Consider the following 26266-nt stretch of genomic DNA (forward strand, 5'->3'; position numbering starts at 1 on the left):
TTCAATTATAGATCAATTTGTGTTACATTCTGGATTTCACTCAATTCCTTCAACTGTTCCAAGCTGCTGCTGTCAGCGTGTTTGTCAATTGTCAGCATCATGATGGCGTCTCCCCCGACATTTGAGCGACCCACTTGCATCGTTGCGATATTGACGTCTTCCTGCCCCAGCAACGTTCCGACGCGCCCGATGACCCCTGGGCGGTCATTGTGTCGGATAAACAGCAAGTGGCCTGCCGGCACAACATCCACCAAATAATCGTCAACTTTCACGATACGGGCCCCTTGTCCGTTCAATAAAGTGCCTGCAGCTTTTCTTGTCTCCTTGGCGGTCTTCACTTCAACGGTAATTAAATTCGTGAACCCTTTCGCTTCAGTAGACTTTTGCTCATTGACTACAATATCTTTTTGGTTGGCCAAATACATGGCATTGACGTCGTTGACATGTTTGCCAAGGTGGCGCTTCAATAATCCTTTTAACATATTGCGTGTAAGTGGACCCACTTCCACATTTGCCAGATCACCGGAATATTTCACATTTACTTCTGTAGCTGTACCTTCCGCCAGATCCGTTAAAAATGCACCCAATCGTTCCGCCAAATCGAAGTAAGGTTCGATTTTTGCCATAATCTCTTTTGGAACAGAAGGCAGATTGACTGAATTGCGGACTGTCCCTGTCGTCAAGAAACTGACAACATCCATGCTCACGTCGACCGCCACACTTTCCTGTGCTTCGACTGTGCTGGCTCCCAAGTGGGGAGTCGCAACGATTTCAGGGAGTTCCAGCAAGCGGAAATCGATCATCGGTTCCTGTTCAAATACGTCAAGGGCAGCTCCAGCTACTTTTTTCGATTTAACTGCTTCATACAAAGCATTTTCATCAATGATTCCACCTCTCGCACAATTGATGATCTGAACGCCATCCTTCATGATTTCGAAAGCCTGTTTATCTATCAAATGATGCGTTTCCTTCAGTAACGGGGTGTGCACGGTGATAAAATCGGCGGCTTTCAGCACCTCTTCTATCGTGCCATAACCGATGCCCATTTTTTCGGCTTTTTCTGCAGTCAGGAAAGGATCGTACGCAATCACGTTCATTCTTTGCCCTTTTGCGCGTACGGCAACTTCTGCACCAATACGGCCAAGTCCGACCACACCCAGCGTTTTATTTTTAAGCTCGACACCTACATAGGATTTACGATCCCAGTTTTGATTGCGTAGAGCATGGAAAGCCTGCGGGATTTTTCGCGCCAGAGACATCATCATCGCGATAGTATGCTCAGCAGCAGAATTGGTGTTGCCGTCCGGTGCATTGACCACGATGATACCTTTTTCCGTTGCAGCTTCCAAATCGATGTTATCGACTCCCACACCGGCGCGGCCGATGATTTTTAAATTGGAGGCTCTTTCAATAAGCCCGCGTGTCACTTGCGTCTGGCTTCGCACGAGCAATGCGTCGAAGCCGTCAATCCGATTTTCTAATTGTTCCGGCGTCAAATTGGTCTCCATGACGATATTCATGCCTTCCGCCTGACGAAGCGGGTAAATTCCGTCTTCGCTCAGCGGATCACTGATCAATATATGAAATGTCATGCTAACACCTTCCCTTCGTTCAAGTAAACTTGCTGCGCTGCCTGAATTCCCTTGCCGACTTCGACTTTCTTGCCAACCTTGACCAAACCGATTTCCATTGCTGCAATTGCCTGCAGCATATCAGCCGGCGAACAATAGCCCATGTGGCCGATCCGGAATATTTCTTTCGCCAGATGCTGCTGACCACCTGCAAGTTCCAAAGCGAACTCTTCTTTCATCACTTTGCGGAACTCTTCCGCCTCAAAATCAGCAGGCTTTACTGCCGTCACTGTCGGTGAGGCATCTTCGTCATTTGCCAATAATGGAATTTCCCACGCCTTGAAAGCAGCCCGTGTCATTTTCATCATCAAACGATGCCGCGTGTATACTTTTTCCAACCCTTCCTCTTCGAACAGTTCAAGCACACGCTCCAAACCGTACAAAATCGAAATGGCAGGAGTAAAAGGTGTGGTGTCTTTTACTATATTGTCGAGATGCTTTTTCAAATCCAGATAGAATCGCGGTTGCGGATTGGCTTCGATTTTCTTCCAGGCACGTTTGCTTGCTGCTATAAAAGCAAGTCCGGGCGGCAACATAAACGCTTTTTGAGAGCCCGTCACTACAATGTCGACACCCCATGCGTCCATCTCCGTCTCAGTACCGGCTACACAGGAAACTCCATCGACAATAATGAGCGCATCTGATACTTCTTTGACGGCAGATGCCAGTTGCTTTATGGGATTTAATACACCTGTCGAAGTTTCACAAAAAGTTGAAAATACGACTGTGATTTCAGGATGCTCCTGTAAATAACGCTGCACTTCCACCGGGTCTGCTGCCTTTCCCCATTCTTCTTCAAAAATATGGGTCTCAATTCCGTACGCTTTGCAGATTTTCGCAAACCGGTCTCCGAATGCACCTGTGACAATCACCAGTACTTCTTCTCCCGGCGCCACTGTATTTACTACAGCCATTTCAAGTCCTGCTGTACCGCTGCCTGTTAAAATCATCACTTCCTGTTGTGTACCAAAAACACGTTTCAAACCAGGGCGGATTCTCGAAATCAGTTCGGAAGTGTTTTTTCCTCTATGGCCGGTCATCGGCTGGCTCATTGCCCGCTCCGCACTCGGCGGAATCGGCGTCGGTCCTGGAATTCTCAAAATTTGTTGATCTGTCAGCATGTTGTTCATTCCCCTTTCGATTAAAACATTTGAAAAAGCTCAAGTGACCAGGTATGACACAGAGATTTGATCACCGCAGCTAAATAAAAAAAGACCCTTCACTCCTTACATAATATGCAAGGGGCGAAGAGTCTCTGTTCGCGGTACCACCCTAATTCACTGCTTTACCATAAAGCAGCCTCATTGGTTAACGTGCGTAACGGACACGAAACGAATGGACCTACTCAAGTTCAATCCATCTATTCAGGAGTGCTGATTCATACCGGAACCGCTGATTTCCACCAACCATCAGCTCTCTTAAGATTCACCTGCATCAATCGTATCTCCATCAATATAGTTAACTTATTTGTTGAATTGAGTTCATCATATACAGAGAAGTCCAAGTTGTCAATATATAAAAAATATTTTGATTTTTGTGCAACCGCTTTCATCCTTGTTGAACCCTGAAGCGTTGGGGCTCTAAGGTTCCAGGAATTATTTTTACAGATTTACATTGCCGCTCAATGCCTTCATGCAAAAGTAAACAGTCAGCGGGAGAAAAAAATTTTGTTATACTGGAAGAGGAAGAACATCAAAGAGGAGGAGTTAGTTTGATTGCCAATTTTTCTATAAATGATTATTTGTCATCCAATCGAGAACGTTTCGAAGCTGTCAGCAAATATATTTGGGAACATCCGGAAACCCGCTACCAGGAATTCGAATCCGCCGCTTTCCTGGCAGATGAGCTGGAAAAAGAGGGCTTTCAGGTGGAACGCGGTGTCGGGGGAATCGAAACGGCTTTTGTTGCCACTTTCGGCAAAGGCAAACCGGTCATCGGTTTTCTCGGTGAATTCGACGCCTTATCCGGGCTGAGCCAAAAAGCCAACACGACGACACAAGAGCCGATCGAGGCTGGAGGCGTCGGACATGGCTGCGGCCACAACCTGCTGGGTACCGGCTCCCTTTCCGCTGCCTACGCGGTGAAAGCTTACATGGAAGACCATCAGGTGAACGGCACCGTCAAGTTTTATGGCTGCCCTGCAGAAGAAGGCGGCTCAGGAAAAACATTCCTGGTGAGAGAAGGTGTATTTGACGGATTGGACGTTGCCCTGACGTGGCACCCGTCCTATGCCAACTCCATCATGAGTTTATCGAGCCTCGCCAATTACCAGGTCTATTTCCGCTTTAAAGGCGTCGCTTCCCATGCAGCCAATTCCCCTCATTTGGGACGCAGTGCATTGGACGCGGTTGAACTGATGAATGTCGGCGTCAATTACCTGCGCGAGCATGTTGTACAGGAAGCCCGCATGCATTATGCCATCACTAACAGTGGCGGGATTTCGCCGAACGTCGTCCAATCGGAAGCCGAAGTGCTGTATTTGATCCGGGCACCGAAAGTGTCACAAGTGGACGACATCTACAAGCGGATCTGCAAAATCGCGGAAGGTGCGGCGCTGATGACCGAAACGGAAATGTCCATCGTATTTGACAAAGCCTGCTCCAATTATGAACCAAACCGGGCTCTGGAAAGAATTCTCCATGAAAAACTGGTGGAAGCCGGACCGGTTCAACCAACTGAAGAAGAAAAGCAATTTGCCGAAAAGATCTGGAACACGCTGTCGGAGGGCGAGAAAAAGAATTTCATCGCAGGTATGGAAAGCTTTGGCTACCAGGGCGACGGCAGCGAATTTGAAGGCAAGTTTTTGGCCGATATCATCTCCGATTATGTGCCATCCGACAAAGTGATGGCGGGGTCCACCGATGTGTCGGACGTCAGCTGGGTCGTTCCCACTGCCCAATTGACCACAGCCACTTCCGCCATCGGCACACCACTCCATACGTGGCAGATGGTGACGCAGGGCATCGGGTCCTTTGCACACAGCGGCATGCTGCTGGCAGCGGAATCCATGGCAGCTGCAGCCATCCATCTGTTCGAAAACGAAGAGGATTTGGAAGCCGTTAAGGCCGAGCATGCAGAACGGCGCGCCAAAGAGCCGTACTTCTGTCCGATTCCGGAAGGCGTCAAACCGTCGGCTACAAAATAAATCTTATTCACCAAAAAGCTGCCGATTCCACATCGGCAGCTTTTGCTTTTTCATTTCAGTATGAACGAGGCAGTTTCAACACGTTCTGTCCCAAGTAAGCCAGTATCATATTATTGCTTACAGGTGCTACCTGGTACATACGGGTTTCGCGAAACTTTCTTTCCACATCGTACTCGTCCACGAATCCATAACCCCCGAATGTATCCAAACATACATTGGCCGCTTGCCAGCTGGCTTCGCTCGCAAGGAATTTTGCCAGGTTGGCTTCTTCTCCGGACCTTTCGCCTTCATCAAACTTTCGTGCGGCCTCGTATCTCATCAGATCAGCCGCCTTCAGGGAAGCATAGGCACGGGAAATTGGAAATTGAACGCCTTGGTTCGTGCCGATTTTCCGGTCGAAAACAACCCGTTCGTTGGCATACCCTGTAGCTTTGTCGATAAAAAAGTACCCGTCTCCAATCGCTTCTGCCGCCAGTAGCGTCCGTTCAGCATTCATGCCATCCAGCACGTAACGGAACCCTTTCCCTTCCTCACCGATTAAACTGGCTTCGGGAATTTTCATGTCTTTATACCAAACCTGATTGGTGGCGTAGTTGAACATTGTGCGCACCGGCTCTACCACAAAAGTCTCCGGCTGCTTGTCCCGAACGTCCCTTAGATCGACCAGAAATAAACTTAAGCCATCTGTCCTTTTTTCACCCACTTCTTCCAATGGCGTGGTCCGGGCAAGCAGCATCAGCAAATCCGACTGCAGTACGCGGCTCGTCCAGTTTTTATGGCCATTTACTACATAACCGTCAGCCGTTTTTTCCGCAAAAGTCTGAATGGCCGTCGTATTGGACCCCGCATCTTCTTCTGTGACCGAAAAAGCCTGAAACCGGATGCTGCCGTCAGCAATTCCCGGCAAATACTGCTGTTTTTGCGCTTCGCTTCCATGTTTCAACAAAGCACCCATTGTATACATTTGTGCATGACAGCCTGCTGCATGCCCGCCTGACCGGTTGATTTCCTCCAGAATGATGGTTGCTTCCGTCATGCCATATCCTTTTCCGCCATATTCTTCAGGAATCAGAACAGACAGGTATCCGCTCTTTGTCAAAGCTTCGACGAATTCTATGGGGTATTCTCTTTTTATATCCAGTTCACGCCAATACGAATTCGGAAATTGCCGGCATAATTCCCGGACGTCCTGTCTAAGACCTTCTCTTTCAGATTCGTTCAGTTTCGCCATCGCTATTCTCCTCCTTCTCGTCAGGCATTACGATTTGGTCAATTGAAGGATGGCCGATTCATCAAGTCCCAGCTCTTTTAAAATGGCCTCGCTATGCTCGCCTACATCCGGAATCGGTTTCATGACAGTTTCGATTTCATCGAACGTGGTTGGCGGTATCAACGCCTTCAATTTTCCTACAGGTGAATCGACTTCGCTCCAACGCTGACGCGCTTCCAATTGAGGATGATCAATTAAATCAGCCAGTGTATTAAGGTGGGCATTGGCAATACGCGCCTCCTCCAGCCCTTCAATCACTTGTTCGGAGTCTTTTTTCTGGAATTCCTTCTCAATAATGTCTCTTAACGCACCTTTGTTTTCCACTCGTTTGGAATTACTGTTGAAACGCTCATCGGATGCCAATTCCGGGTTTTCCAGAACCTTCTCACAAAACTGCACCCATTCCCGTTCATTCTGAATCCCAAGGAAGACCATTTTGTCATCCCCTGTGGCAAACGGTCCGTAAGGATAAATCGTTGCATGGCTGGCTCCTGTCCGTTTTGGCTCATTTTCTCCATAGGCAGAATAATAAAGCGGATAACCCATCCACTCTGCCAATGCCTCCAGCATGGACACTTCGATGATGGCTCCTTTGCCTGTTTTATAACGAGAAATAATGGCTGTCAGTACACCCGTATATGCATACATGCCGGCTGCAATATCCGCAATGGAAATCCCGGCTTTGGAAGGGGTGTCTTCTGTGCCCGTAATCGATACCAATCCCGCTTCGCACTGGATCAATAAATCGTAAGCTTTTTTATTGGTGTAGGGGCCAAATGTGCCGTAACCTGAAATGCTGCAAATAATCAATTCGGGATATTGCTTTCTCAGTTCTTCTGCACTGAAACCAAGCCGGTCAACAGCACCCGGCGCTAAGTTATGAAGGAAAACGTCAGCTTCCGCCAATAATTTATGCAAGGCTTTTTTTGCTTCTTCTTGCTTCAAATCCAAACCTAAAGATTCTTTTGACCGGTTGAGCCATACAAAATGGCTGGCCATTCCTTTGACAGTCGTGTCATAGTTTCGGGCAAAATCCCCTACGCCCGGTCTTTCAACTTTGATGACACGCGCTCCCAAATCCGCCAACTGTCTGGTGGCAAAAGGTGCTGCTACAGCTTGTTCCAATGATACGACTTTAATTCCTTCCAAAGGTAACATAACGATTCCTCCTTTAAATTTCTATTGTCAAACAAGTCCAATCCAACTCCACCATGTCGCAGCGACCAGAACAGTTGCGGCAACCGAGATGATGGTGGCATATAAACCGGGCTTCAGAAAATCTTTTTGGCTGATCATTCCTGTACTGTGCGCCAGGATATTCGGCATGGATTCTACAATGAGCACAAAACCAAATAAACTGGTCAATCCGGCAGCAAAGCTGATCGCCAATGGATTGATTCCTGCGTTTTGAGCAACGCTGATAATGATGGGAACCAATACCACTACTGCTGTTGATACATTCGAAATCATTTTATGGAATAGTTGGGCAACAAAAATGACCACAACCACTCCCAGCAACGGATTTTGAATCAAAGATACAAACCAGTTGACACTCATATAGTCACTGATAATAGTGGCGGCACCGGAATCAACAAAAGTATAACCCATCGAGAGAGTTACACTTAACAGTAAGACCGTGTTGTAATTGATTTTGACAACCCTTTCCCAGGGAGCGACGCCGATAAAAGGCAACGTCATCAGCACTACACCAATGAGAGCAGTTATGCTCGGATGCAGACCATGGACCGGTTCCATCAGCCACAAGCCGACAACAAACAGCAAAATCAACAGACAGCGCATCTCCTGTTTATTGACCGGACCCAATTCCTTTAACCTGTGAACCATTTCTTCTTCAATTTCCGGGAAATGCTGTTGTTCCGGCGGCACAGGAAAAATTTTCAGCAGCATCAGCCAAATCGCCGGAATCAGAATAAGCCACAATGGGAATGTATAAAAAAACCATTCAAAATACGTAATCCGCAAATCTGCAAAGCGGTTCAACAGCTCCACTGTCAGGATATTTCCTATTGCTGCTGTCATAACCGCTGTCCCACTGATTACTCCACCATAAGCCACGCCCAGCATAATCATTTTCCGCAAATTGCTTCCCGCTTTTGCGTTCGTAGTTTCAATGATCATGGCCGAAACTGGTAAGATTAACGCGGACCTGACAGCAGTCGAGGGAATGAAAAAAGCCTGGATTTGCTGAATAATGATAATGCTCCCCAGCAATCCTTTCACATGGGCTCCCCATCGCTTCAATATTTTATAAGTCATCCGTTTGATAAGGGAGGTCTGATCCACAGCAGTTGCCAGCATCATCCCTCCCACAATCAGATAAGTGGCGGGTGATGCAAAACCGCTGAAAATGACCGCTGTCTCAGCTACATCAAAAAGCAGCATCAGCAACAGAATAATCAGGGCTGTCAATCCGATCGGAATTGGCTCAAGAGACCATAGAATAATACCGAATGCAATAATACTGGTCATAATTTTTGCTTCGTATGAAAAAGCAGGAGGCAGCCAGTTATAGACGACCAGAAAGCCGATTACAGCAAGTGCAAAAGGCGCAAGGATTTTTATGTTTCCATTTATCACACTCTTCATGTCGTCCGACCTTTCCTGTCATCTGTTCACGTTCAGCTGCCCCAAAAATCACTTCAATTACTCATTCTGCATGGCAAACCCAGCCTCCGAAATGGTTGGTTTTGAAGAAATGAGCGATTTTATGGAAGCCTGCTTCTTTCAGCAGTTCACGAACTTTTTCTTCAGTAATGGAATCTTCTACTAACGTGCCTTTCATCAGCTCTTCCACTTTTTCTTCCGTCATGCTTGTAGTATCGAGCCAGTAATCTTTCCAAAGTGCTACCAGCGTTTTAAATTCCGGATCATTTACGTCTCCGAATTTCGTTACGAGCACAAAAGGGGATCCAGCCTTCAGATGGGACCTGATTTTTTTCAGCAATGCCAGTTTCTCTTTGACATCCGCCACGAAATGCAGAACCAGTATACAGGTGGCGCCATCGTAAATCCGGGGATCAGGGACGTTTTCGACTGTCCCGTGAATCAACTCCACCCGTTCTTCAAGCTCCAATTGTTCGGACTTTCTTCCAGCCAGCTCCAGCATTGCTTTTGCAGGATCAACAACGGTGAAAGTCCAGCCGGGATTTGTCGGTCCAAATGCTTTCAATTCATTGCCACCGCCGCCTCCAACAATGAGAATCGACGCCTCTTCTTTTAACTTACTGCGCAAAAAAGTCTGCGTTAACCGAAGCATGGGGTCGTAGGTTGGCAATGTCCGCCTGACACCTTTGTCATATTCCGTGGCAATCTCTGCATCAAATTCCATCTTTTCAGCCACATTCTCCACCTCCTATTGTTGGAAACGCCTAATCTCCGATTGTTTTCAGCAATTCATAAAGATTCGATTTTGCTTCAAACCCAATACCCGGAACATCCGGCAGCTTTACATAGCCATCTTCTACCGCGTAATTATCCGCAAACCCTCCAAACGGTTCAAACACGCCTGGATAGGATTCGTTTCCATGGAGCGCAAGTCCCGAAGCAATATTCAGGGACATCTGGTGCCCGCCATGCGGAATGCAGCGTCTCGAAGACCAGCCATGCTCTTTCAGCATGTCGAGAATCCGCAAATACTCCACCAGCCCGTAACTTAGCGCACAATCAAACTGCAGAAAGTCTTTGTCCGGATTCATGCCGCCGTAGCGGATCAGATTCGTGGCATCCTGCAGGGAAAAGAGGTTTTCGCCTGTCGCCGTTGCATGAGGATACCGTTTGGAGAGCTCTGCCTGTAAATGATAGTCCAGTGGATCCCCAGCTTCTTCATACCAGATTAACTCATACTCCTTGACTCTTTCGCCAAACTCAATCGCCGTATTCAAATCAAAGCGCCCATTGGCATCAACCATCAACCCGCTTCCTTTCGGCAAAATGTCCAGAACGGCTTCAATTCGTTTGACGTCTTCTTCAATCGAAGCACCGCCGACTTTCATTTTCACATCTTTATAGCCAAGATCCAGGTAGCCTTTCATTTCCTCCTGCAGCTCTTTTAACCCTTTGTCGGGAAAGTAATAGCCACCAGCGGCATAAATGTAGACTTTTTCGTCTACAGTCCCGTCTCCGTAACGGTCAGCCAGTAATTGATACAATGGCTTTTCTTCAATTTTCGCGACCGCATCCCAAATGGCCATATCGATGACACCTACTGCCACTGCCCGTTCCCCGTGACCGCCGGGTTTTTCGTTTGCCATGATGATTTTATGTATTTTATGGGGATCCAGGTTTGAACCATCGTCGGTCAGCGTATCTTTGGGATCCGCTTCCAGTAGTCGGGGGATAAACCGCTCGTTCAATAAGCAAGTCGGGGCATAACGGCCATTTGAATTGAAACCGTAACCCACCACCGGTTTTCCGTCTTTTATAACGTCTGTCGTGACAGCCAGTGCAGAGGCCGTCATTTTACTGAAATCAATATAGGCATTTCTGATCGGGCTGCTGATTGGCACTGTTTTTACTTCCACTTTTGTGATTTTCATCGTTTTCACCTCGTCATTTTTAGTATGCAGTTACAGCTCAAGTACAGCAGTTAACGTATTTTTGGCTTTTTTGTAAACAGGATAATCCACAAACTGCCCTTGTACTTCAATAGAAGCTACTCCATTTTTTTCAGCTTTTTCAAAGGCCGCCACAATCTCTTTTGCTTGTTCGATTTCTCTCTCGGAAGGGGAAAACACTTCATGCACCAGCGGCATTTGTTTCGGATGAATGATCAGCTTTCCTTTAAAACCGAGTTGTTTTGCTGATCTGGCCTCTTTTTCCAGTCCTTCAGGATTTAAAAGATCGGGATAAACTGCATCAATCGGAGCTCCAATCCCGGCTGCGCTTGAAGCGATGACAATTTGAGAACGGGCAAACAACAATTCCAAACCATCTGCTGTAAGTTCACAACCGATATCCAGTGAAAAATCAATCGATCCGAAAGCAAGTGCCGTCACCAAACGATCGGCAGATGCAATTTCATAAGCGAACTGAACCCCTTGCGCCGACTCAATCATTGGAAACACTTCAATATCGGGATCCTTTTCTTCTGACAGCTCCCGAATTTTTTCACAGAGCGCTGCAATATCTTTCCCGCTGTCCGCTTTGGGCAGCATGACGCCACTGGCCCCCCCATGAATTGCAGCCGCCAAATCTTCTTCCCAATAAGGCGTATTCATGGCATTGATCCGCACAATTAACTGTTTTTCATTTGTAAAATTGCGCAGTGATTCCTTCACCATATCTCTTGCGGATGATTTTTCCGATACAGCAACAGCATCTTCCAAGTCCAGGATGACACAATCCGCCTCTGAAGAAACCGCTTTCTTGGTGACAGCAGCATTTTTTCCAGGCACAAATAGATACGACCGTCGCGTAAGCATGAAAACCCCTCATTTCTTTAATGGATATTGGATACAATATATATTTACATCGTACTAAACTAATTCTCTTGTGTAAAATAAAAATCAGAAAATTCGAATCGTTTATTTTTTGATACGGGCTATAATGGCATCCGTTACTTCTTTCGTATTCGAGTGCCCCCCAATATCAGCAGTTTTAATCCCGGCTTCCAAAGAACTTTCAATAGCTTCTAATAAGACGTTGCCCATTTCCGGTTCTCCAAAATGATCCAGCATCATCTTGGCTGTCCAAATCTGGCCAATCGGATTGGCGATGCCTTTGCCGTAAATGTCTGGAGCCGAGCCATGTACCGGTTCAAACATCGAAGGGTACTTGCCATTCAAATTGATATTTCCTGCTGGTGCTATTCCGATGCTCCCCATAATTGCGGCACCCAAATCACTTAAAATGTCTCCGAATAAATTGCTGGCCACTACTACATCCAAAGTATGCGGCTTTGTCACGAAAAAAGCGGACAAGGCATCGATGTGTTCGCTGTTCGTCGGAATATTTGAATGTTTTTCTGAAACTTCGGAGAAAACTTCATCCCAAAAAGGCATAGAATGGACAATTCCATTTGACTTGGTGGCACTTGTCACATGGCCACTCCTCTGTTCTGCCAATTGGAAAGCATACTCCATGACTCTGGAGACTCCTTTTTTGGTAAATACCGCATTTTGGATAACAATTTCGTCTTCTCCGTTATGGACTCTCCCTCCCGAACTGCTGTATTCCCCTTCGCTGTTTTCTCTTACAATCATAATGTCAAAGTCTCTGGGATTGCCTAATGGAGAGACTATTCCTTTTATTTGCTTGGCCGGCCTTACGTTGATCACTTGCTCAAACTCTCTCCGGATCTTCAGCAACAAGCCGTTTAAGGAAATATGATCGGCTACAATCGACGGATCCCCAATCGCCCCTAAAAAAATAGCATCACTTTGACGCAGCTGATCAAGGCCATCTTTGGGCATCATTTCTCCATGTTCTGCATAGTAATCAGAGCTCCATGGGTAATGGATGGCATCAAATTTCAATCCACCATGCACTTCTGATAGTGTATCCAATACACGCAATGCTTCCGGCACAACTTCCTTTCCGATCCCGTCTCCAGGAATGACCGCTAGCTGAATGTTTTTCATATCCTGCTTCCTTCCTTTGCTGCTTTGCCAAAATCTTTGGCAGGCATTATTTTTTTTGAACCATTTCAATCAGACTTTCTTTTGTTCTTTTAATATGCCGGATAGTGACTTCGCGAAGTTTATCAGCTTCCCGTTTTTTAGCATATTCTACCATCAGCCGATGTTCATTGTGGGAATGTTCCAAGTGATTTACCAACAGGCTCGGAGTATAGGGGGGAACACCTTTCCATAACGTGTCGATAAATCCTTTTATCCGTTTCCATGGACATCCATCTCTCAAGATCTGATGAAATTGCATATTTAATCTCATGAAGGTTTCCACGTCTTCGGCGTTACCATTCAGCATTACCATCTCTTCATACAAGTTTTCCAATTCTTCGATGTCCTCATCGGTTAAATTCGGCAGCGATTTCACAACCGCTTCTCCTTCCAGAATTGCCCTCAGTTCGTATATCTCTTCAATATCTTCGATGGAAACGGGTGTGACGACAGCCCCTCTCCTGGGCTCAATGCGTACAAGTCCTTCCACTTCCAGTTGTCTCAGAGCTTCCCTGAGCGGCATTCTGCTGACACCCAACTTATTGGCCCATTCTTCCTGCATGAGCCGGTCTCCCATTTTGAATTCTCCAGTCAGGATTAAGTCCCGCAATTTGGTCGTAACTTTAAATTGCAAAGTAGCTCTGTCTTGATCGGTTAATCTAAACTTTTCCATTGCGCACCTCTTTACTCCATTTATCCTGCTCTTAAAAGCATATGGTTGAATAAACGTTGGTGTCCGAAACCAACCGGATGATCATCCTTTTATTTCAACACCGAACATATCCTCGATGTATTTTACAATTGCGGTGTGGTCCTGGTCTCCGCCGCCTTGGGACCAGGCATGTTTCCATAATTGAAAAGAAGAGCTGGAAATGAACATCGGCACTTTTTCTTCTTCTGCCATAGACATTGCTATATTCAAGTCTTTGACCATCAAATCCAGTGTAAAGCCCACTTCGAACTTTCTCGTCAACACCTGGTTCGGAAATTTAAAGTCGCTCGAAAAACTTTTTCCGGTACTTGCATTGATGACATCCAGCATCTTATTGGGGTCCAACCCCATTTTTACGCCGAGCGCCATCGCTTCTCCTGTGGCAGCTAACGTAGTGGCAGAAATCATATTATTCAATGCTTTTATGGTATGCCCTGCTCCAACTTCTCCAACATGAAAAACATTGGCGCCGATTTTGGAAAGCAGCGGCTCTACTTCTTCAAAGTCTGTCAATTCTCCACCAACCATGATGGACAGGGTTCCGTCTTCCGCTTTTTTCACCCCTCCACTGACGGGAGCATCAATCATTCGGAAGCCTTTATCCTTCATCATGGCATTCAGCTCTTTGGTCACTGATGGAATAGACGTTGTCATTTCAATCAGCAGGCTGTCCGATTGAAACCCTGCCATCAAACCTTCAGTGCCAGTCAGCGTTTCTTTGACAATGTGCACATTAGGCAATACCGTAATAATGTACGGATAGTTTGACGCCAACTCAGCTGGAGAGCCAGCTTCTTCAGCTCCCAATTCGACAAAATGCCGGACAAAGTCTTTATTTAAATCGAAAACGCCCAATTCCACTTTTTGCTCCAACAATCGTTTGGCCATTCTGCCACCCATATTGCCTAATCCGATAATCCCTACTTTCATCTCGACTTGACCCCTTTACAATAAATTCGCGAAACTGGATGAAACGCCTTTTCAAGACTTGAACTGTGCAACCCCCTCCTGATAGATATCTCCGCCATGGGTGTCGTTGATGACGAACACCGGGAAATCTTCAATTGTCAGCTTCCGGATTGCTTCCGTCCCTAAATCTTCATAGGCAATTACTTCCGCTTTCTTGATCGAACGGGCGATCAACGCTGCCGCTCCGCCAACAGCTCCAAAATACACGGCTTTATGCTTGACCATCGCAGTTTTCACTTCTTCGTTTCTGTACCCTTTGCCGATCATACCTTTCAATCCTTTTTCAAGGAGGCGCGGAGTATAGGCATCCATCCTGCCGCTGGTCGTTGGTCCTGCAGAGCCGATCACTTCTCCCGGCTTGGCCGGCGTCGGACCCACATAATAAAGAACCTGCCCCTTCAAATCGATGGGAAGCGGTATTCCTTCCTTCTCCTGTTCGACCATCCGCTTATGGGCAGCATCTCTTGCTGTGTAGACTACGCCAGACAGTAAGACCCTGTCCCCTGCCTTTAGCGACAACAGGTCCTCTTCGGTCAATGGTAAATGGATTTTCTTTTGCACGGTTTGTCCTCCTTGTTACATAGAGATGGTTTGATGTCTGCTCGCATGGCAATTCAGATTTACAGCCACTGGCAAAGCAGCGATGTGGCAGGATTCCACTTCCACTTTCACGTCCAGTGCAGTGGTGCTCCCTCCCATTCCCTGCGGGCCGATGCCCAAACGGTTGATTTCTTCCATCAATTCCATTTCCAAATCTGCCACCGCCGGATCTTCATGACGCACACCCAATGGCCGGAACAAAGATTTTTTGGCTAAATATGCACAGCGCTCAAAATTGCCTCCGATTCCGATGCCAACTACAAGTGGTGGACAGGCATTGGGTCCGGCTTCTTTGACGATGGACAAAATATATTCTTTGGCACCTTCGATTCCATCAGATGGCTTAAGCATCTTTAAATCGCTCATGTTTTCGGCTCCTCCGCCCTTGGCGGTCATATGAAACGTCAATGTGTCTCCTTCCACAAGGTCGATGTGGACAATGGCCGGTGTATTGTTTCCGGTATTTTGACGGTTCAGCGGATTGTAAATCATCGAATTGCGCAGATAACCTTCTCCATAGCCTTTTGCGACTCCTTCGTTAATCGCGTCGCCCAGCTTCCCACCTTCAATATGGCAATCCTGTCCCACCTCAACGATGAAAACAGCTGTACCGGTATCCTGACACATCGGAACTTGTTCGGCTTTGGCAATATCCGCATTGTCGATTAGTTGGGTCAGAACTTCTTTTCCAGTTTCTGATTTCTCGGTTTTCAAAGCCTGTTTGAAAGCGGTGTAGACATCATCTCCCAAATTGTAATTGGATTTCATGCACATCGTTTTTACCTCTTCGACAATATCCTGGTAGTGAATTTTTTTCATTTTTGCTCCTCCTTTCAGTCAAAACTGGAACTAAATCATTTCTTTCATTAAAGATACCCAATTACAGAGAAAATTCTAGTTTCGAAATAAAAGATTGAAAATTTGAAAAAATACGTGTTATATTTTATTTACTTACATAGCGTTAGGGAGGAAATACATAAATGGAGATTTTTAACATATTTTTAAATATTCTTTTGCCTATTTTGATTTTAATCGGCATAGGCGGGATTCTTCATATCAAGTTTCAATTTGATTTGAACACCTTAGCAAAGATTAACATTTACTATTTGGTGCCTGGTCTGATATTGGTGCGCCTATATGAAACGGAAATTGCCTGGAATATGTTTTTCAAAGTATTAGTGTTTTTTATTTTTTTAAGCTTATTTTTGTATTTTGTATCCAAGTTAATCAGCAAAATTTTCCGTTTTCACAAAGGCCTCAATATCGCTTTTTCTCATAGTGCCCTTTTCTTTAACTCCGGAAATTATGGCGTCTCTGTCAACGACTTGGCTTTCCGGCAGGATCCCATCGCCATGGCAGTGCAAGTCCTGGTATTGACATTTCAAAACCTGCTCGTCTATTCATACGGCATCCTCAGCCTTCAGCGGATCAATAAAGACAAATTGAAGCAATCCATCCCTTACTTCAAAATGCCCGTTCTCTACGCCATGTTTATTGGATTGGGGTTAAATGCCTTTGATATCACTTTGCCACAATTCCTGTATATATCCGGTTCCTATGTGGCAGATGCGCTGATTGCCATTGCGCTCCTTACTTTAGGAGCCCAAGTCATACAACTCAATTTCACTAAAAATATGTTCCCGGTGTATTTGAGTGTCGGCGTGCGTCTGATCATCAGTCCTCTTATTGCCTTCATCATTATCCCGTTCTTGAACGTTGACACCATCACTGCACAGGCTATGTTTATCGCCTCTGCAGTACCCAGCTCCGTCAACAGTGCCATCATCGCACAGGAATATAACAATGAACCATCATTTGCGGCTCAGGCAGTGCTCGCTTCCACTATATTCAGTGCAATTACGGTCACAATTGTCATTTACCTGTCCCGGATCATTTTTGTGTAGCAGGTTTTTACCCGCTGCACTATTTTTGATCCATCTCCTCAAATACTTCTTTTGCAGACCTGAAACTATCGATGGCTGCCGGTACACCACAGTAAATCGCAGTTTGTAAAAACACTTCCTGAATTTCCTCTTTTGTCAGGCCGTTATTCAAAGCGCCTCTCACATGCAGCTTCAGTTCGTGCGGTCGATTCAATGCAGTGATCATTGCCAGATTTAACATGCTTCTTGTTTTCTTTGGCAAACCGGGACGCCCCCAGACCTCCCCCCAGCAATACTCAGTCACTAATTCCTGCATCGGCATATTGAAGTCATCTGCATTCTGAATAGATTTATCCACGTACTCAGCACCTAATACGCTCCGACGAATTTCTAATCCTTTGTCAAATCTCTCTTTGTTCATAATGATTCCCCTATCTTCTTGGTTTAGTTTGTTTCCATTTTGTTTGTATGTAACCGATTAACGGACAACAACCCGTCATCTCTTTCAACTGCCATCATAGTTAAACTGAAAAGGTTGGCTATGGTGACAGCCAACCTTTTCAGTTCTCTTAAGAAATCGATGTGAATTTATTGACCGGCAGCTTCACGGGCTGCTTCATAAACATCTGCGCCGATTTCATCTTCGTATTCGTCGTAGATTGGTTCCAATGCATCTCTGAAAACTTGAATTTGCTCATCTGTCAATTCGATGATATCTACCAATCCGCGTTCTCTGATTGTTTCTAGAGCCTGTTCATTCAATGACATTGCTTCTTCTCTTGCCACTTTTGTGCCTTCATCTACTCCGGCCTGAACGATTTCTTTTGTTGCTTCATTCATGCCTTCCCAGAATTCAGTGTTCGTAAAGATGGCATAGTCGACGCGAGTATGGTTCATAATCGTCATATGTTCCTGTACTTCGTCAAACTTTTTCGATTCAATATTACTGAATGTATTCTCCTGGCCTTCTACTACCCCTTGGTCAAGTGCAGTATAAAGCTCACCAAAAGGAATGGATTCAGATCCTGCTCCCATAGCTGAGTATATAGACTCCAGCACCTGTCCGCCTTGTGTTCTGAACTTCAACCCTTCAAAATCATCCGGTGAGTCGATGGGACGTGCATTATTGGTGATGTGTTTCCCACCATTTGGCCACATTGATAACCCCAGTACACCGTCATCCTGAAGACTTCCTAAAATCTCCTGGCCTTTCTCCCCATCCCAGAAAGCGATAGCTTCTTCATCATTATCAAACATGAATGGAAGCGCAGGCACGTTGAACTGCGGGTTGTTGCCCACAAATTTCGTCAAGTCAGGTGCGATGAACTGTACATTGTTTGCCGCCAGGTTTTGGTATTCATCCTGATCTCCGAATAATGAACTGTTCGGGTAAATCTCCACTTCGATTTTCCCATCGGACTCCGATTCAATGTATTCTTTCATCGCCAATGCCCCTTGATGCTTAGGTGTATTCTCTGCCACAACGTGTGAGAATTTAATGGTCAGCTCCTGGATGTCATCGCCTCCGTTACCATCCCCACTGGCAGTTGAACCCCCACTTCCTTCGTCACTTCCGCATGCTGCCAAAAACAGCAGGGTCGTAACCAGAAACAGAGAAAGCACAAATCTCTTCATAAAATTTCCCCCTTGTAATTTTAATTATTGCAGACAGTACTTTTCACCCTGTTCACATCCAATGAAAGGGTTTACATTTCATTTGACACCTCCTTCTTCATCATCCATTCGGGCTTCTCAAAAGTATAAAACGAAGAAGAGTTTACCCTCTTGATTATTGGATACAACTCATCCCAAAATTATCACAATAATCAAACAGTGTAAAGAAATTTTTGAATTTTTTAATTTATTTCATTTAAGACTTTTTTTCCCCTTTCATTAAATTTCCCTCTGCTTTCAACAGCAAGTATTTTCCCCTGGTTATCCTAATTTCAAAATAGTTAGTATTTTTTGATTTTTCCACTTGTTATTGGGAGGAGAGTATATTATGATTTGTTCTATAATATCGTATCCAAAATACAAAAGACCTTAGAAGGAGGAAAAAATTTGAAGATTTTAGATTGGATTGAAAGCGCTTTCTCGGCGGTTTTTTTTCTTGCAGGCATTGCCATCAGCCTCTACTCCGTGTTTATGAGGTATATTATGGAATCTTCTCAAAGCTGGGCAACTGAAATTTATACGATGCTTTTGGTGTGGGCAATCTTTATCGGCTTTTCGACAGCCCTGAGGGAAGACAAACACATCGCCATTGACGTCCTCTATGATCGATTTGGACCTACTATGAAAAGAGTATCGCAAGTAATTATTCTGCTTATCGGCATCGCTTTCAGCATCTTCATTATTTGGACTGGCATGGATATGGTCACGACCGCTTATGCCCAAGGCATTAAAACCATCGATGTAGGTTTTCCAATCTGGATTAACTATTTGATCATGCCGATTGCGGGAACTTTATTGTTTATCCGCTTTTGTGAAAAAGCATACCGATTCTTTGTAATGAAAGAGGAAGTAGTCAGTGGAGGTGATGCCGAATGGAAGCAGCTGTAGTTGTCATTGTACTATTGTTCGTACTCGCCTTTTTAAGAGTCCCGATTGCGATTAGTCTGGCAGTTTCGAGTATCGTTGGCCTTTATATGGTTGATTTTTCCCTCAACACCGTTATTCAAAGAATGTTTACGGGTGTCAACAGCACCACGTTGATGGCAATTCCGGGATTTGTATTTGCCGGCCTGATTATGGCCAAAGGCGGAATTTCCAAGTACTTGATCGAATGCATTCGTGCTTGGGTTGGCCATACAAAAGGCGGATTATCGGTTGTTACGGTTCTCACTTGTATGGTGTTTGCTGCTATTTCCGGATCCAGTCCGGCCACTGCCGCAGCTATTGGTGCCATCATGATTCCGATGATGGTGAAAGCGGGTTATGAGAAAAAATATTCCATGGGTCTCGTGGCTGCAGCAGGAACACTTGGAATCTTGCTTCCACCATCGATTCCACTCATTCTTTATGGGTCAGTTTCCGAACAATCCACAGGCCGCTTGTTTTCTGCAGGAATTCTGCCCGGCATTCTCCTGGGAGCTGCCTTAATCGTTTATGCAGTATTTGTAGCTTATCGGAAAAATTATGGCGGCTTGCCGAAAGTTCCCTTAAATGAACGATGGAGACCGACTCTCAAAGCTTTTTGGGGACTCATCATGCCGGTTCTGATCTTGGGCAGTATTTATACTGGAATTGTAACACCGACCGAAGCATCATTTTTAGCTGCTTTTTATGCATTGCTCATTTCGTTCCTTATTTACCGGGAAATGACCTGGCATAAATTTAAAGAAATCCTATTAGAATCGATTAACACCACTTCAATGATTTTCCTGATTATCGCTGCGGCGCTTGTATTTGGAATGTTCTTAACAACTGAACAAGTTCCTCAGGATTTTGCTGCCTGGGTCAGTGACAGTGGATTCAATAAATGGATGTTCCTCCTTATCGTGAGTTTGCTGTTCTTTGTACTCGGAATGTTCCTGGAACCGACAGCCATTATCCTGATCACATTACCGATTTTCCTGCCGATTATCGCGGCGTTGGAAATCGATGTCATCCATTTTGCAATTATCATGGTGGTGAATATGGAGCTCGGAATGATTACTCCGCCAGTGGGACTGAACTTATTCGTGGTCAGTGGGATAGCAGAAGAAAAAGTCGAGAGTGTAATAAGAGGGGTTGTCCCATTTTTCGCTATTTTTGTCCTAGTACTCGTCATTATCATTATCTTCCCGGAAATTTCATTGATTCTTACGTAGCTGAATAGAATGGCAAAGCATAAGAAAAAGACGAGGAGAATCTCCTCGTCTTTTTCTTATGCATTGCTTAGCTTTTCAACTGAGCGATACAATACATCAACAGCTGCCTCCAGAGAAGCTTCATCAAAGTCAAAGCGTTCGTTATGATGACCTGCTGCAAGATCGCTGCCTACTATACAGTAAGTGGCTAAGCCGCCATTGGCTTTCACTTTTTCCATAAAATAAGTAGCATCTTCCGATCCTGCTGCATCGGGCAACCATGCTGTCACCGTGTCAAAGTGCGGGGAAGTTTTAGCTGTCTCCGCCAATTGATCGACCAGTTCAGCACTTGGCATACTGCTTTTCGCTTCACCGACAATGTCGACTTCCACTTCCGCACCGTACATGCTGGCTGCCCCTTTCAAAACAAAAAGAGCCTGGGATCGAATATAATCGTTCACTTCAGATGTTTCTCCACGTGTTTCAATTTTCATGGAGGCTTTTGATGGAATGATGTTGCGGCCAGTTCCGGCGTTCAACACACCGACATTGACGCGCGATGCGCCGCCGGAATGACGCGGAATTCCGTATAAACCAAGAACAGCTGATGAAGCAGCCATCAATGCGTTACGGCCTTCTTCAGGTTTTCCGCCAGCATGGGAAGCAACGCCTTTGAACACAACATCCATTTTGGTGGTGGCCAAAAATCCGGAGTTTCCAGCTACAAATTCTCGGGATGGTACGCCTACTCCCAAATGCATGGCGATAAAAACATCGACGTCATCTACGACCCCTGCTTCCACCATGGATTTTGCTCCACGCGTCCCTTCTTCTGCCGGTTGGAAAATCAATTTAATGGTTCCAGCCAATTTTTCTTTTTGTTCCATCACCATTTTGGCCAGGCCAAGCCCGATGGACGTGTGGCCATCATGGCCGCATGCGTGCATTTTAAAATCATTTAATGACGTGAAGCCTTTTTCAAACGGGATGTGCCCGTCCGACATGTCTTCCTGAATATCAAGAGCATCCATGTCGAACCGATAGGCGACAACCGGTCCAGGCTTTCCTGTCTTAAGTGTGGCAACAACGCCGGTCATGCCTCCTTCAAATTTCGGAAGCCAGTCGACATCTGCGCCATTTTCCTCTGCCCATTTATAATGAGCATCCAACACTTCCTTAGAAGGCACGCCCATTCGTTCATCCGCTTTCATCACTTCACCCGCTACCTGCAGTCCATAGCCGAGCGATTCCAAGTAACTTGCCACCAATGAGGCTGTCCGCATTTCCAAAAATGCGGATTCCGCATGCTTATGCAAATCGCGGCGCCAACTGATCAATTGGTTTTGAAGATTTTCATTAACTATTTTTTCCGTCACATGATCTCCTCATTTCGTCATTATAGGAAAGGTGTAATTCCTGGTCCGTATTGGAAACCTGCAAAGAAGAAAATCAGGAACAAAATGATCCAGACAGTCAAGAAAGATAACGTATATGGAATCATCAATGAAATCAACGTTCCCATCCCCGCATTTTTATCGTACTGTCTCAAGAAAGACAAAACAACGATAAAGTATGGGTTCAGAGGTGTGATGATATTGGTGGATGAATCCCCCATCCGGTAAGCCATTTGTGTGAATGCCGGGTGATAGCCCAATTGCATGAACAATGGGATAAAAACAGGGGCTTCCAACGCCCACTTGGCAGATCCTGATGTAATCAGGAAATTCAGCAAAGACGTAAAGATGATGTACCCGACAATTAAGTAGATACCAGTGAAATTAATGTCTTCCAATAATACCGCGCCGTTTACAGCAACCCATGTCCCGATATTCGACCAGGTGAAATAGGCAATAAACTGGGAAGCCGCAAAGATCAAAACAATAAATCCGGACATATCCTTGATGGATTCGCCCATGTGGCCGACAGCATCCTTGGAAGATTTAATCGTTCCGACCGTCACCCCGTACGCTACACCAACAGAAAGGAAGAGCCCCAGAATAACCGGCACAATTCCTGACAGGAATGGCGATGGAATGATGCCACCGTCTTCGTTGCGAAGCGGAGAATCCGGCCAAAGAATTGCAACCAATAGCAAGGCGATATAGGCAAGAGCTGCCAACACTGCATTACGTAAACCTTTATTCGCTTTCGGGTGTTCTTCTGAACTTACGTCAACAACCGCGCCGCCTTCATACTTCCCAAGTTTCGGCTCGATGATTTTTTCAGTTACCAAAGCTGCCACAACTGTCATGACAAAAACAGAGACAATGTTGAAATACCAGTTATCGGCAGGAGTAACGACCAATGTATCGTCTAAAATAGCCGCCGCTTCCGTGGAGATCCCTGAAAGTAAAGCGTCCGTCCCGACAATCAGCAAGTTGGCCGTAAAGCCGGCGCCCGCGCTGGCAAAGCCGACAGCAAGACCCGCAAGCGGGTGACGTCCCAGTTTGTAAAATACCATTGCCGCCAATGGCGGGATCAGAATTTGAGCAGCATCAGAGGCAATATTCCCCATGATACCAACAAACGCTACAGCATATGTCACCATCGATGCCGGAGCCTTCATAATTGTCTTTCGTATAGCCGTTTCAAGCAATCCGACTTTTTCTGCCAATCCAATACCGAGCATAATCGCCAGCACAGTGCCGAGTGGCGCAAAGCCCGTAAAGTTCGTCAGCATGGAAGTGAGAATGTATTGAAGGCCTTCTCCTGACATAAGGTTTTGGATAGCCAGTGTTTCTCCGGTACCCGGGTGAACGACTGAAGCGTTGAACAAACTGAAAATGTATGAAGCGATAATGACTGCAATCGCTAAGTATACGAAAATCATGAATGGATCAGGCAACCTGTTCCCCAATTTCTCAACTGTATTCAAAAACCGAATAAAAAACCCGTTTTTCTTTCCGTTTTCTTCTGGCTTTTTCATCTTGTGCCTCCTTTTCAAATTCAAAATAAAAATCAACTAATAATTATTATATGCAAACCCTATTATTCTAATCAAGATAATCTTTTTACTGCGTTTTGCTTCTTTCCGCCCTTCCCCCGGAGATAAGAGACGGAGATACCTTACGAATCAACCGCTGTCAATTTTTGAAGAGCGCTGAGGGTCACGTTTGTCATGGTGTCCACTCCCACCTTAATCGCATCTTCATTAAAATAGAACTCCGGATCATGCAGTGCTTTCTGGATGTCGACTCCTTCTCTAGCACAGCCCAACCAGTAGAAAGCACCAGGAATTTCTTTCAGGAAACGGGAGAAATCCTCTCCGGCCATGGAAGGTTCCACTTCCGGAATACTTTCTCCTCCCAATGTTTCCGCAGCTGTTTCCCGAACCAGCTTTGCCCATTCAGGAGTGTTGATCGTAGCATCATAACCGTCTACATATTTGAAATCGATTTCCACTTCATAAGCGGTTTCAAATCCTTTGACCAAGTTTTCCATTCGCTGCTTGACTGTCTTTTTCGCCTCTTGGCTGTAAGTCCGCACGGTTCCTTTCAGCTCCACTTGGTCGGCGATGACATTGTAGCGGTACCCTCCGTTAATGGTTCCAATCGTAATGACAGCGGACTCCAGCGGATTAACGTTCCGGCTGACAATCGACTGCAGCGCAGAAATGAATTCTGCCGTCACGACCACGGCATCCTTTCCCAGATGAGGCATGCTGGCATGTCCGCCGACGCCTTTAATGGTAAAGGATAACGTATCCGAAGCCCCCATCATTTCTTTGTCTCTGACACCAATCTGACCTACCGGAAGGCTTGGCCAAACATGCTGGCCAAAAATGACATCCGGCTTGTACTCATCAAACACCCCGTCTTCCATCATCGGTCTTGCCCCGCCAATCGGCGAAGTTTCCTCGTTAGGCTGGAAAACCAGCAGAACCCGCCCCGGGAATTCAGATTTCTTCTCTTGAAGTTTGAAAGCTGTTCCGAGCAGCATTGCAGTGTGTGCATCATGTCCACAGGCATGCATCTTCCCGTCCACTTTCGACTTGAACTCCACATCTGTTTTTTCCAGAATCGGTAAAGCATCTATATCCGCACGCAACGCTACTGTCCCACCTTCGCTGCCGCCTTCAATAATTCCGAGAACACCGGTTTTGGCAAAGCCGGTTTTAAACGGGATGCCCGCATTCGTCAACTCATCTTGAATCCGCTTGGATGTTTCCCACTCTTCTCCGCCCAGTTCCGGCTGTTCGTGCAGCGCCCTTCTTACCTCTTTTACACGCTCGTATATTGTCATCAGCTGTCTCCCTTTCTTTTTGACTCTTAATTCGAGAATATCACATAGCGTAAGCGGTTACTAAAACAATTTTCAAAAAAACAGATTATGTTACTATTGATTCATAAGCAAATCGAAGGGATTGATGAAAATTGAAAATCGATATCGAACGTTTAATGAATGAGGTTGAGCGCTATGCGTCCTATGGAAAACAGCCGACTGGAGGCATTACGAGACCCAGCTTCAGTAAAGAGGATTACCAGGTGAGGGAATTGTTCTCAACGCAGCTGGAAGACCTGGGATTGTCGGTATCCGTTGATCCCATTGCCAATGTGTGGGGAACGCTGAAAGGTGATGGCCACAGTGACAAGCCGATTGTCCTCGGTTCGCATCTGGACACCGTCCCCAATGGCGGAAAGTATGATGGAGCACTTGGCGTGCTGGTGGCAAAAGAAATCGTGCAGACTTTGATCGATCAGCAAAGAACTCTGAAGCATCCGCTTCAAATCGTTTCTTTTACAGCTGAAGAAGCAAACGAATTCAACTTTGCTACGATGGGCAGCCGTGCTTTCACCGGGAAATTGACGGCCAATGAGTTGAGCGAAGCACAAAACAACGAAGGATTGAAATTGGTGGATGCTGTAAAAAAAGCCGGAGGGGATATTTCTCAAGTATCCGATGCCAACAGCAAAAACCTGGCCGCGTTTTTTGAACTGCATATTGAACAGGGAAAAAAGTTGGAGAAGCAGAACCTGCCAGTCGGTGTAGTGAACAGAATCGTTGGAATATCACGTGACATTGTCAGCGTTGATGGCGAACAGAACCATTCGGGTACCACCATGATGACCGAGCGAAAAGATGCTTTAGCAGCAGCAGGAGAAATGGTTGCGACTGTCCAGCGCTTGGCCAAACAAGTGAATACGGATGCTGTCGCTACTGTGGGGAAATTTGATGTATTTCCAAATGCCGCTAACATCATCCCTGGGCGTGTGGAATTTGTGCTGGAAGTCCGGTCAGCAGACAAGCAGGAACGCGAAGCGCTGGTTGACGGGATTCATCAATTATTCGAAGCAATCAAAGAACAGTACGGAGTGTCTGTGTCCATAAAAAATATTTATGATACTCAGGAAGCCGTATTCGACCAGGAACTTGTCGAGCTTCTGGAACAGTCGGCAAAAACGATCGATGTCCCTTATGCTGTTCTTCCAAGTATGGCAGGACATGATGCCCTGCACCTGGCCGGAGTCACCAAATCCGCCATGCTGTTTGTAAAAAGCATAAAAGGCATCAGCCACAACCCTGAAGAATTGAGCCTGAAAGAAGATATCGAACAAAGCGCCAATGTTTTATTGAATGCCATTTTACTGGCAGATGAAAAACTTTCATGATTTTTCCATAACAAAACC

23 protein-coding genes and 1 other annotated feature are annotated in these 26266 nt (G+C 45.8%); of the genes, 5 read left to right on the forward strand and 18 right to left on the reverse strand.

Going from position 1 to position 26266, the window contains the following annotated elements:
- Positions 1–5: 5 nt before the first annotated feature.
- Complete coding sequence (gene serA / locus EEX84_RS06320) at positions 6–1592, reverse strand: phosphoglycerate dehydrogenase (RefSeq protein ID WP_123164753.1); 1587 nt, start codon at positions 1590–1592, stop codon at positions 6–8.
- The gene (locus EEX84_RS06325; protein WP_123164754.1) at positions 1589–2752 is read right to left on the reverse strand and encodes a pyridoxal-phosphate-dependent aminotransferase family protein; all 1164 of its coding nucleotides are present in this window, start codon (positions 2750–2752) and stop codon (positions 1589–1591) included. Before EEX84_RS06325 ends, serA begins: the two co-directional genes overlap by 4 nt.
- Before the next feature lie 116 nt (positions 2753–2868).
- Positions 2869–3093, reverse strand: a binding site (T-box leader).
- Between the two features lie 252 nt (positions 3094–3345).
- Between EEX84_RS06325 and EEX84_RS06330 the strand changes: the two genes are divergently transcribed.
- Positions 3346–4776 (forward strand): M20 family metallopeptidase, encoded by a 1431-nt coding sequence (locus EEX84_RS06330; RefSeq protein ID WP_240033931.1) that lies wholly within the window; start codon positions 3346–3348, stop codon positions 4774–4776.
- A gap of 55 nt (positions 4777–4831) precedes the next feature.
- Here the strand turns inward: EEX84_RS06330 and EEX84_RS06335 are convergent, their stop codons facing one another.
- The 11 genes from EEX84_RS06335 to EEX84_RS06385 all read right to left on the reverse strand — a co-directional run bounded on the left by EEX84_RS06335 (position 4832) and on the right by EEX84_RS06385 (position 15784).
- Positions 4832–6007: an acyl-CoA dehydrogenase family protein gene (locus tag EEX84_RS06335; protein ID WP_192892926.1), complete on the reverse strand. Its 1176-nt coding sequence runs from the start codon at positions 6005–6007 to the stop codon at positions 4832–4834.
- Positions 6008–6034: 27 nt separating this feature from the next.
- Positions 6035–7204, reverse strand: a complete 1170-nt coding sequence (locus EEX84_RS06340) for a CaiB/BaiF CoA transferase family protein (RefSeq protein ID WP_123164757.1) — start codon at positions 7202–7204, stop codon at positions 6035–6037.
- A 27-nt stretch (positions 7205–7231) separates the two neighbouring features.
- Positions 7232–8653, reverse strand: a complete 1422-nt coding sequence (locus EEX84_RS06345) for an SLC13 family permease (RefSeq protein WP_123164758.1) — start codon at positions 8651–8653, stop codon at positions 7232–7234.
- Positions 8654–8714: 61 nt separating this feature from the next.
- A complete protein-coding gene (locus EEX84_RS06350) occupies positions 8715–9407 on the reverse strand; it encodes a class I SAM-dependent methyltransferase (protein WP_240033927.1) in 693 nt (230 codons plus the stop codon).
- A 28-nt stretch (positions 9408–9435) separates the two neighbouring features.
- Positions 9436–10602 (reverse strand): mandelate racemase/muconate lactonizing enzyme family protein, encoded by a 1167-nt coding sequence (locus EEX84_RS06355; protein ID WP_123164759.1) that lies wholly within the window; start codon positions 10600–10602, stop codon positions 9436–9438.
- Positions 10603–10632: 30 nt separating this feature from the next.
- Positions 10633–11487, reverse strand: a complete 855-nt coding sequence (locus EEX84_RS06360) for an HpcH/HpaI aldolase/citrate lyase family protein (RefSeq protein ID WP_123164760.1) — start codon at positions 11485–11487, stop codon at positions 10633–10635.
- A gap of 102 nt (positions 11488–11589) precedes the next feature.
- Positions 11590–12645 (reverse strand): tartrate dehydrogenase, encoded by a 1056-nt coding sequence (locus EEX84_RS06365; RefSeq protein ID WP_123164761.1) that lies wholly within the window; start codon positions 12643–12645, stop codon positions 11590–11592.
- Between the two features lie 46 nt (positions 12646–12691).
- Positions 12692–13357, reverse strand: coding sequence for a GntR family transcriptional regulator (locus EEX84_RS06370; protein WP_123164762.1), 666 nt, complete (start codon positions 13355–13357; stop codon positions 12692–12694).
- Between the two features lie 81 nt (positions 13358–13438).
- Positions 13439–14326 (reverse strand): NAD(P)-dependent oxidoreductase, encoded by an 888-nt coding sequence (locus EEX84_RS06375; RefSeq protein ID WP_123164763.1) that lies wholly within the window; start codon positions 14324–14326, stop codon positions 13439–13441.
- 51 nt (positions 14327–14377) lie between these two features.
- Positions 14378–14926, reverse strand: a complete 549-nt coding sequence (locus tag EEX84_RS06380) for a Fe-S-containing hydro-lyase (protein WP_123164764.1) — start codon at positions 14924–14926, stop codon at positions 14378–14380.
- 15 nt (positions 14927–14941) lie between these two features.
- A complete protein-coding gene (locus EEX84_RS06385) occupies positions 14942–15784 on the reverse strand; it encodes a fumarate hydratase (RefSeq protein WP_123164765.1) in 843 nt (280 codons plus the stop codon).
- Positions 15785–16317: 533 nt separating this feature from the next.
- Between EEX84_RS06385 and EEX84_RS16760 the strand changes: the two genes are divergently transcribed.
- Positions 16318–16869, forward strand: a complete 552-nt coding sequence (locus EEX84_RS16760) for an AEC family transporter (RefSeq protein WP_338048373.1) — start codon at positions 16318–16320, stop codon at positions 16867–16869.
- Between the two features lie 19 nt (positions 16870–16888).
- Here the strand turns inward: EEX84_RS16760 and pcaC are convergent, their stop codons facing one another.
- Together pcaC and EEX84_RS06400 are read right to left on the reverse strand one after the other, a co-directional pair.
- Positions 16889–17269 (reverse strand): 4-carboxymuconolactone decarboxylase, encoded by a 381-nt coding sequence (pcaC, locus tag EEX84_RS06395; RefSeq protein WP_123164767.1) that lies wholly within the window; start codon positions 17267–17269, stop codon positions 16889–16891.
- 167 nt (positions 17270–17436) lie between these two features.
- The gene (locus tag EEX84_RS06400; protein WP_123164768.1) at positions 17437–18483 is read right to left on the reverse strand and encodes a DctP family TRAP transporter solute-binding subunit; all 1047 of its coding nucleotides are present in this window, start codon (positions 18481–18483) and stop codon (positions 17437–17439) included.
- A gap of 426 nt (positions 18484–18909) precedes the next feature.
- Between EEX84_RS06400 and EEX84_RS06405 the strand changes: the two genes are divergently transcribed.
- Together EEX84_RS06405 and EEX84_RS06410 are read left to right on the forward strand one after the other, a co-directional pair.
- Positions 18910–19410, forward strand: coding sequence for a TRAP transporter small permease (locus EEX84_RS06405; RefSeq protein WP_123164769.1), 501 nt, complete (start codon positions 18910–18912; stop codon positions 19408–19410).
- Positions 19395–20660, forward strand: coding sequence for a TRAP transporter large permease (locus EEX84_RS06410; protein WP_123164770.1), 1266 nt, complete (start codon positions 19395–19397; stop codon positions 20658–20660). The genes EEX84_RS06405 and EEX84_RS06410 overlap by 16 nt, the downstream gene beginning before the upstream one ends.
- Before the next feature lie 56 nt (positions 20661–20716).
- On the opposite strand, the gene EEX84_RS06415 is transcribed toward EEX84_RS06410, so the two are convergent.
- From EEX84_RS06415 to EEX84_RS06425, 3 genes are all read right to left on the reverse strand, one after another.
- Complete coding sequence (locus tag EEX84_RS06415) at positions 20717–22015, reverse strand: amidohydrolase (RefSeq protein ID WP_123164771.1); 1299 nt, start codon at positions 22013–22015, stop codon at positions 20717–20719.
- Between the two features lie 20 nt (positions 22016–22035).
- The gene (locus tag EEX84_RS06420; RefSeq protein ID WP_123164772.1) at positions 22036–23565 is read right to left on the reverse strand and encodes an AbgT family transporter; all 1530 of its coding nucleotides are present in this window, start codon (positions 23563–23565) and stop codon (positions 22036–22038) included.
- A 140-nt stretch (positions 23566–23705) separates the two neighbouring features.
- Complete coding sequence (locus EEX84_RS06425) at positions 23706–24881, reverse strand: M20 metallopeptidase family protein (RefSeq protein WP_123164773.1); 1176 nt, start codon at positions 24879–24881, stop codon at positions 23706–23708.
- A 131-nt stretch (positions 24882–25012) separates the two neighbouring features.
- Here EEX84_RS06425 and EEX84_RS06430 point away from each other — a divergent pair, with 131 nt between their 5' ends.
- The gene (locus EEX84_RS06430) at positions 25013–26248 is read left to right on the forward strand and encodes a Zn-dependent hydrolase (protein ID WP_240033928.1); all 1236 of its coding nucleotides are present in this window, start codon (positions 25013–25015) and stop codon (positions 26246–26248) included.
- The last annotated feature ends 18 nt before the right edge of the window (positions 26249–26266 follow it).

This window comes from Planococcus salinus, from assembly GCF_003719725.1.
In the GTDB taxonomy this organism is placed as follows: domain Bacteria; phylum Bacillota; class Bacilli; order Bacillales_A; family Planococcaceae; genus Planococcus; species Planococcus salinus.

Excerpts from the sequence above, each read along its gene's own strand:
- EEX84_RS06425 (WP_123164773.1), bottom strand. The coding sequence starts at position 24,881 with ATGACAATATACGAGCGTGTAAAAGAGGTAAGAAGGGCGCTGCACGAA.
- EEX84_RS06340 (WP_123164757.1), bottom strand. The coding sequence starts at position 7,204 with ATGTTACCTTTGGAAGGAATTAAAGTCGTATCATTGGAACAAGCTGTA.
- EEX84_RS06335 (WP_192892926.1), bottom strand. The coding sequence starts at position 6,007 with ATGGCGAAACTGAACGAATCTGAAAGAGAAGGTCTTAGACAGGACGTC.
- EEX84_RS06385 (WP_123164765.1), bottom strand. The coding sequence starts at position 15,784 with ATGAAAAAAATTCACTACCAGGATATTGTCGAAGAGGTAAAAACGATG.
- EEX84_RS06365 (WP_123164761.1), bottom strand. The coding sequence starts at position 12,645 with ATGAAAAACATTCAGCTAGCGGTCATTCCTGGAGACGGGATCGGAAAG.
- EEX84_RS16760 (WP_338048373.1), top strand. The coding sequence starts at position 16,318 with ATGGCAGTGCAAGTCCTGGTATTGACATTTCAAAACCTGCTCGTCTAT.
- EEX84_RS06370 (WP_123164762.1), bottom strand. The coding sequence starts at position 13,357 with ATGGAAAAGTTTAGATTAACCGATCAAGACAGAGCTACTTTGCAATTT.
- EEX84_RS06420 (WP_123164772.1), bottom strand. The coding sequence starts at position 23,565 with ATGAAAAAGCCAGAAGAAAACGGAAAGAAAAACGGGTTTTTTATTCGG.
- EEX84_RS06345 (WP_123164758.1), bottom strand. The coding sequence starts at position 8,653 with ATGAAGAGTGTGATAAATGGAAACATAAAAATCCTTGCGCCTTTTGCA.
- EEX84_RS06355 (WP_123164759.1), bottom strand. The coding sequence starts at position 10,602 with ATGAAAATCACAAAAGTGGAAGTAAAAACAGTGCCAATCAGCAGCCCG.
- EEX84_RS06360 (WP_123164760.1), bottom strand. The coding sequence starts at position 11,487 with ATGCTTACGCGACGGTCGTATCTATTTGTGCCTGGAAAAAATGCTGCT.
- EEX84_RS06325 (WP_123164754.1), bottom strand. The coding sequence starts at position 2,752 with ATGCTGACAGATCAACAAATTTTGAGAATTCCAGGACCGACGCCGATT.
- EEX84_RS06400 (WP_123164768.1), bottom strand. The coding sequence starts at position 18,483 with ATGAAGAGATTTGTGCTTTCTCTGTTTCTGGTTACGACCCTGCTGTTT.
- EEX84_RS06375 (WP_123164763.1), bottom strand. The coding sequence starts at position 14,326 with ATGAAAGTAGGGATTATCGGATTAGGCAATATGGGTGGCAGAATGGCC.
- pcaC (WP_123164767.1), bottom strand. The coding sequence starts at position 17,269 with ATGAACAAAGAGAGATTTGACAAAGGATTAGAAATTCGTCGGAGCGTA.
- serA (WP_123164753.1), bottom strand. The coding sequence starts at position 1,592 with ATGACATTTCATATATTGATCAGTGATCCGCTGAGCGAAGACGGAATT.
- EEX84_RS06410 (WP_123164770.1), top strand. The coding sequence starts at position 19,395 with ATGGAAGCAGCTGTAGTTGTCATTGTACTATTGTTCGTACTCGCCTTT.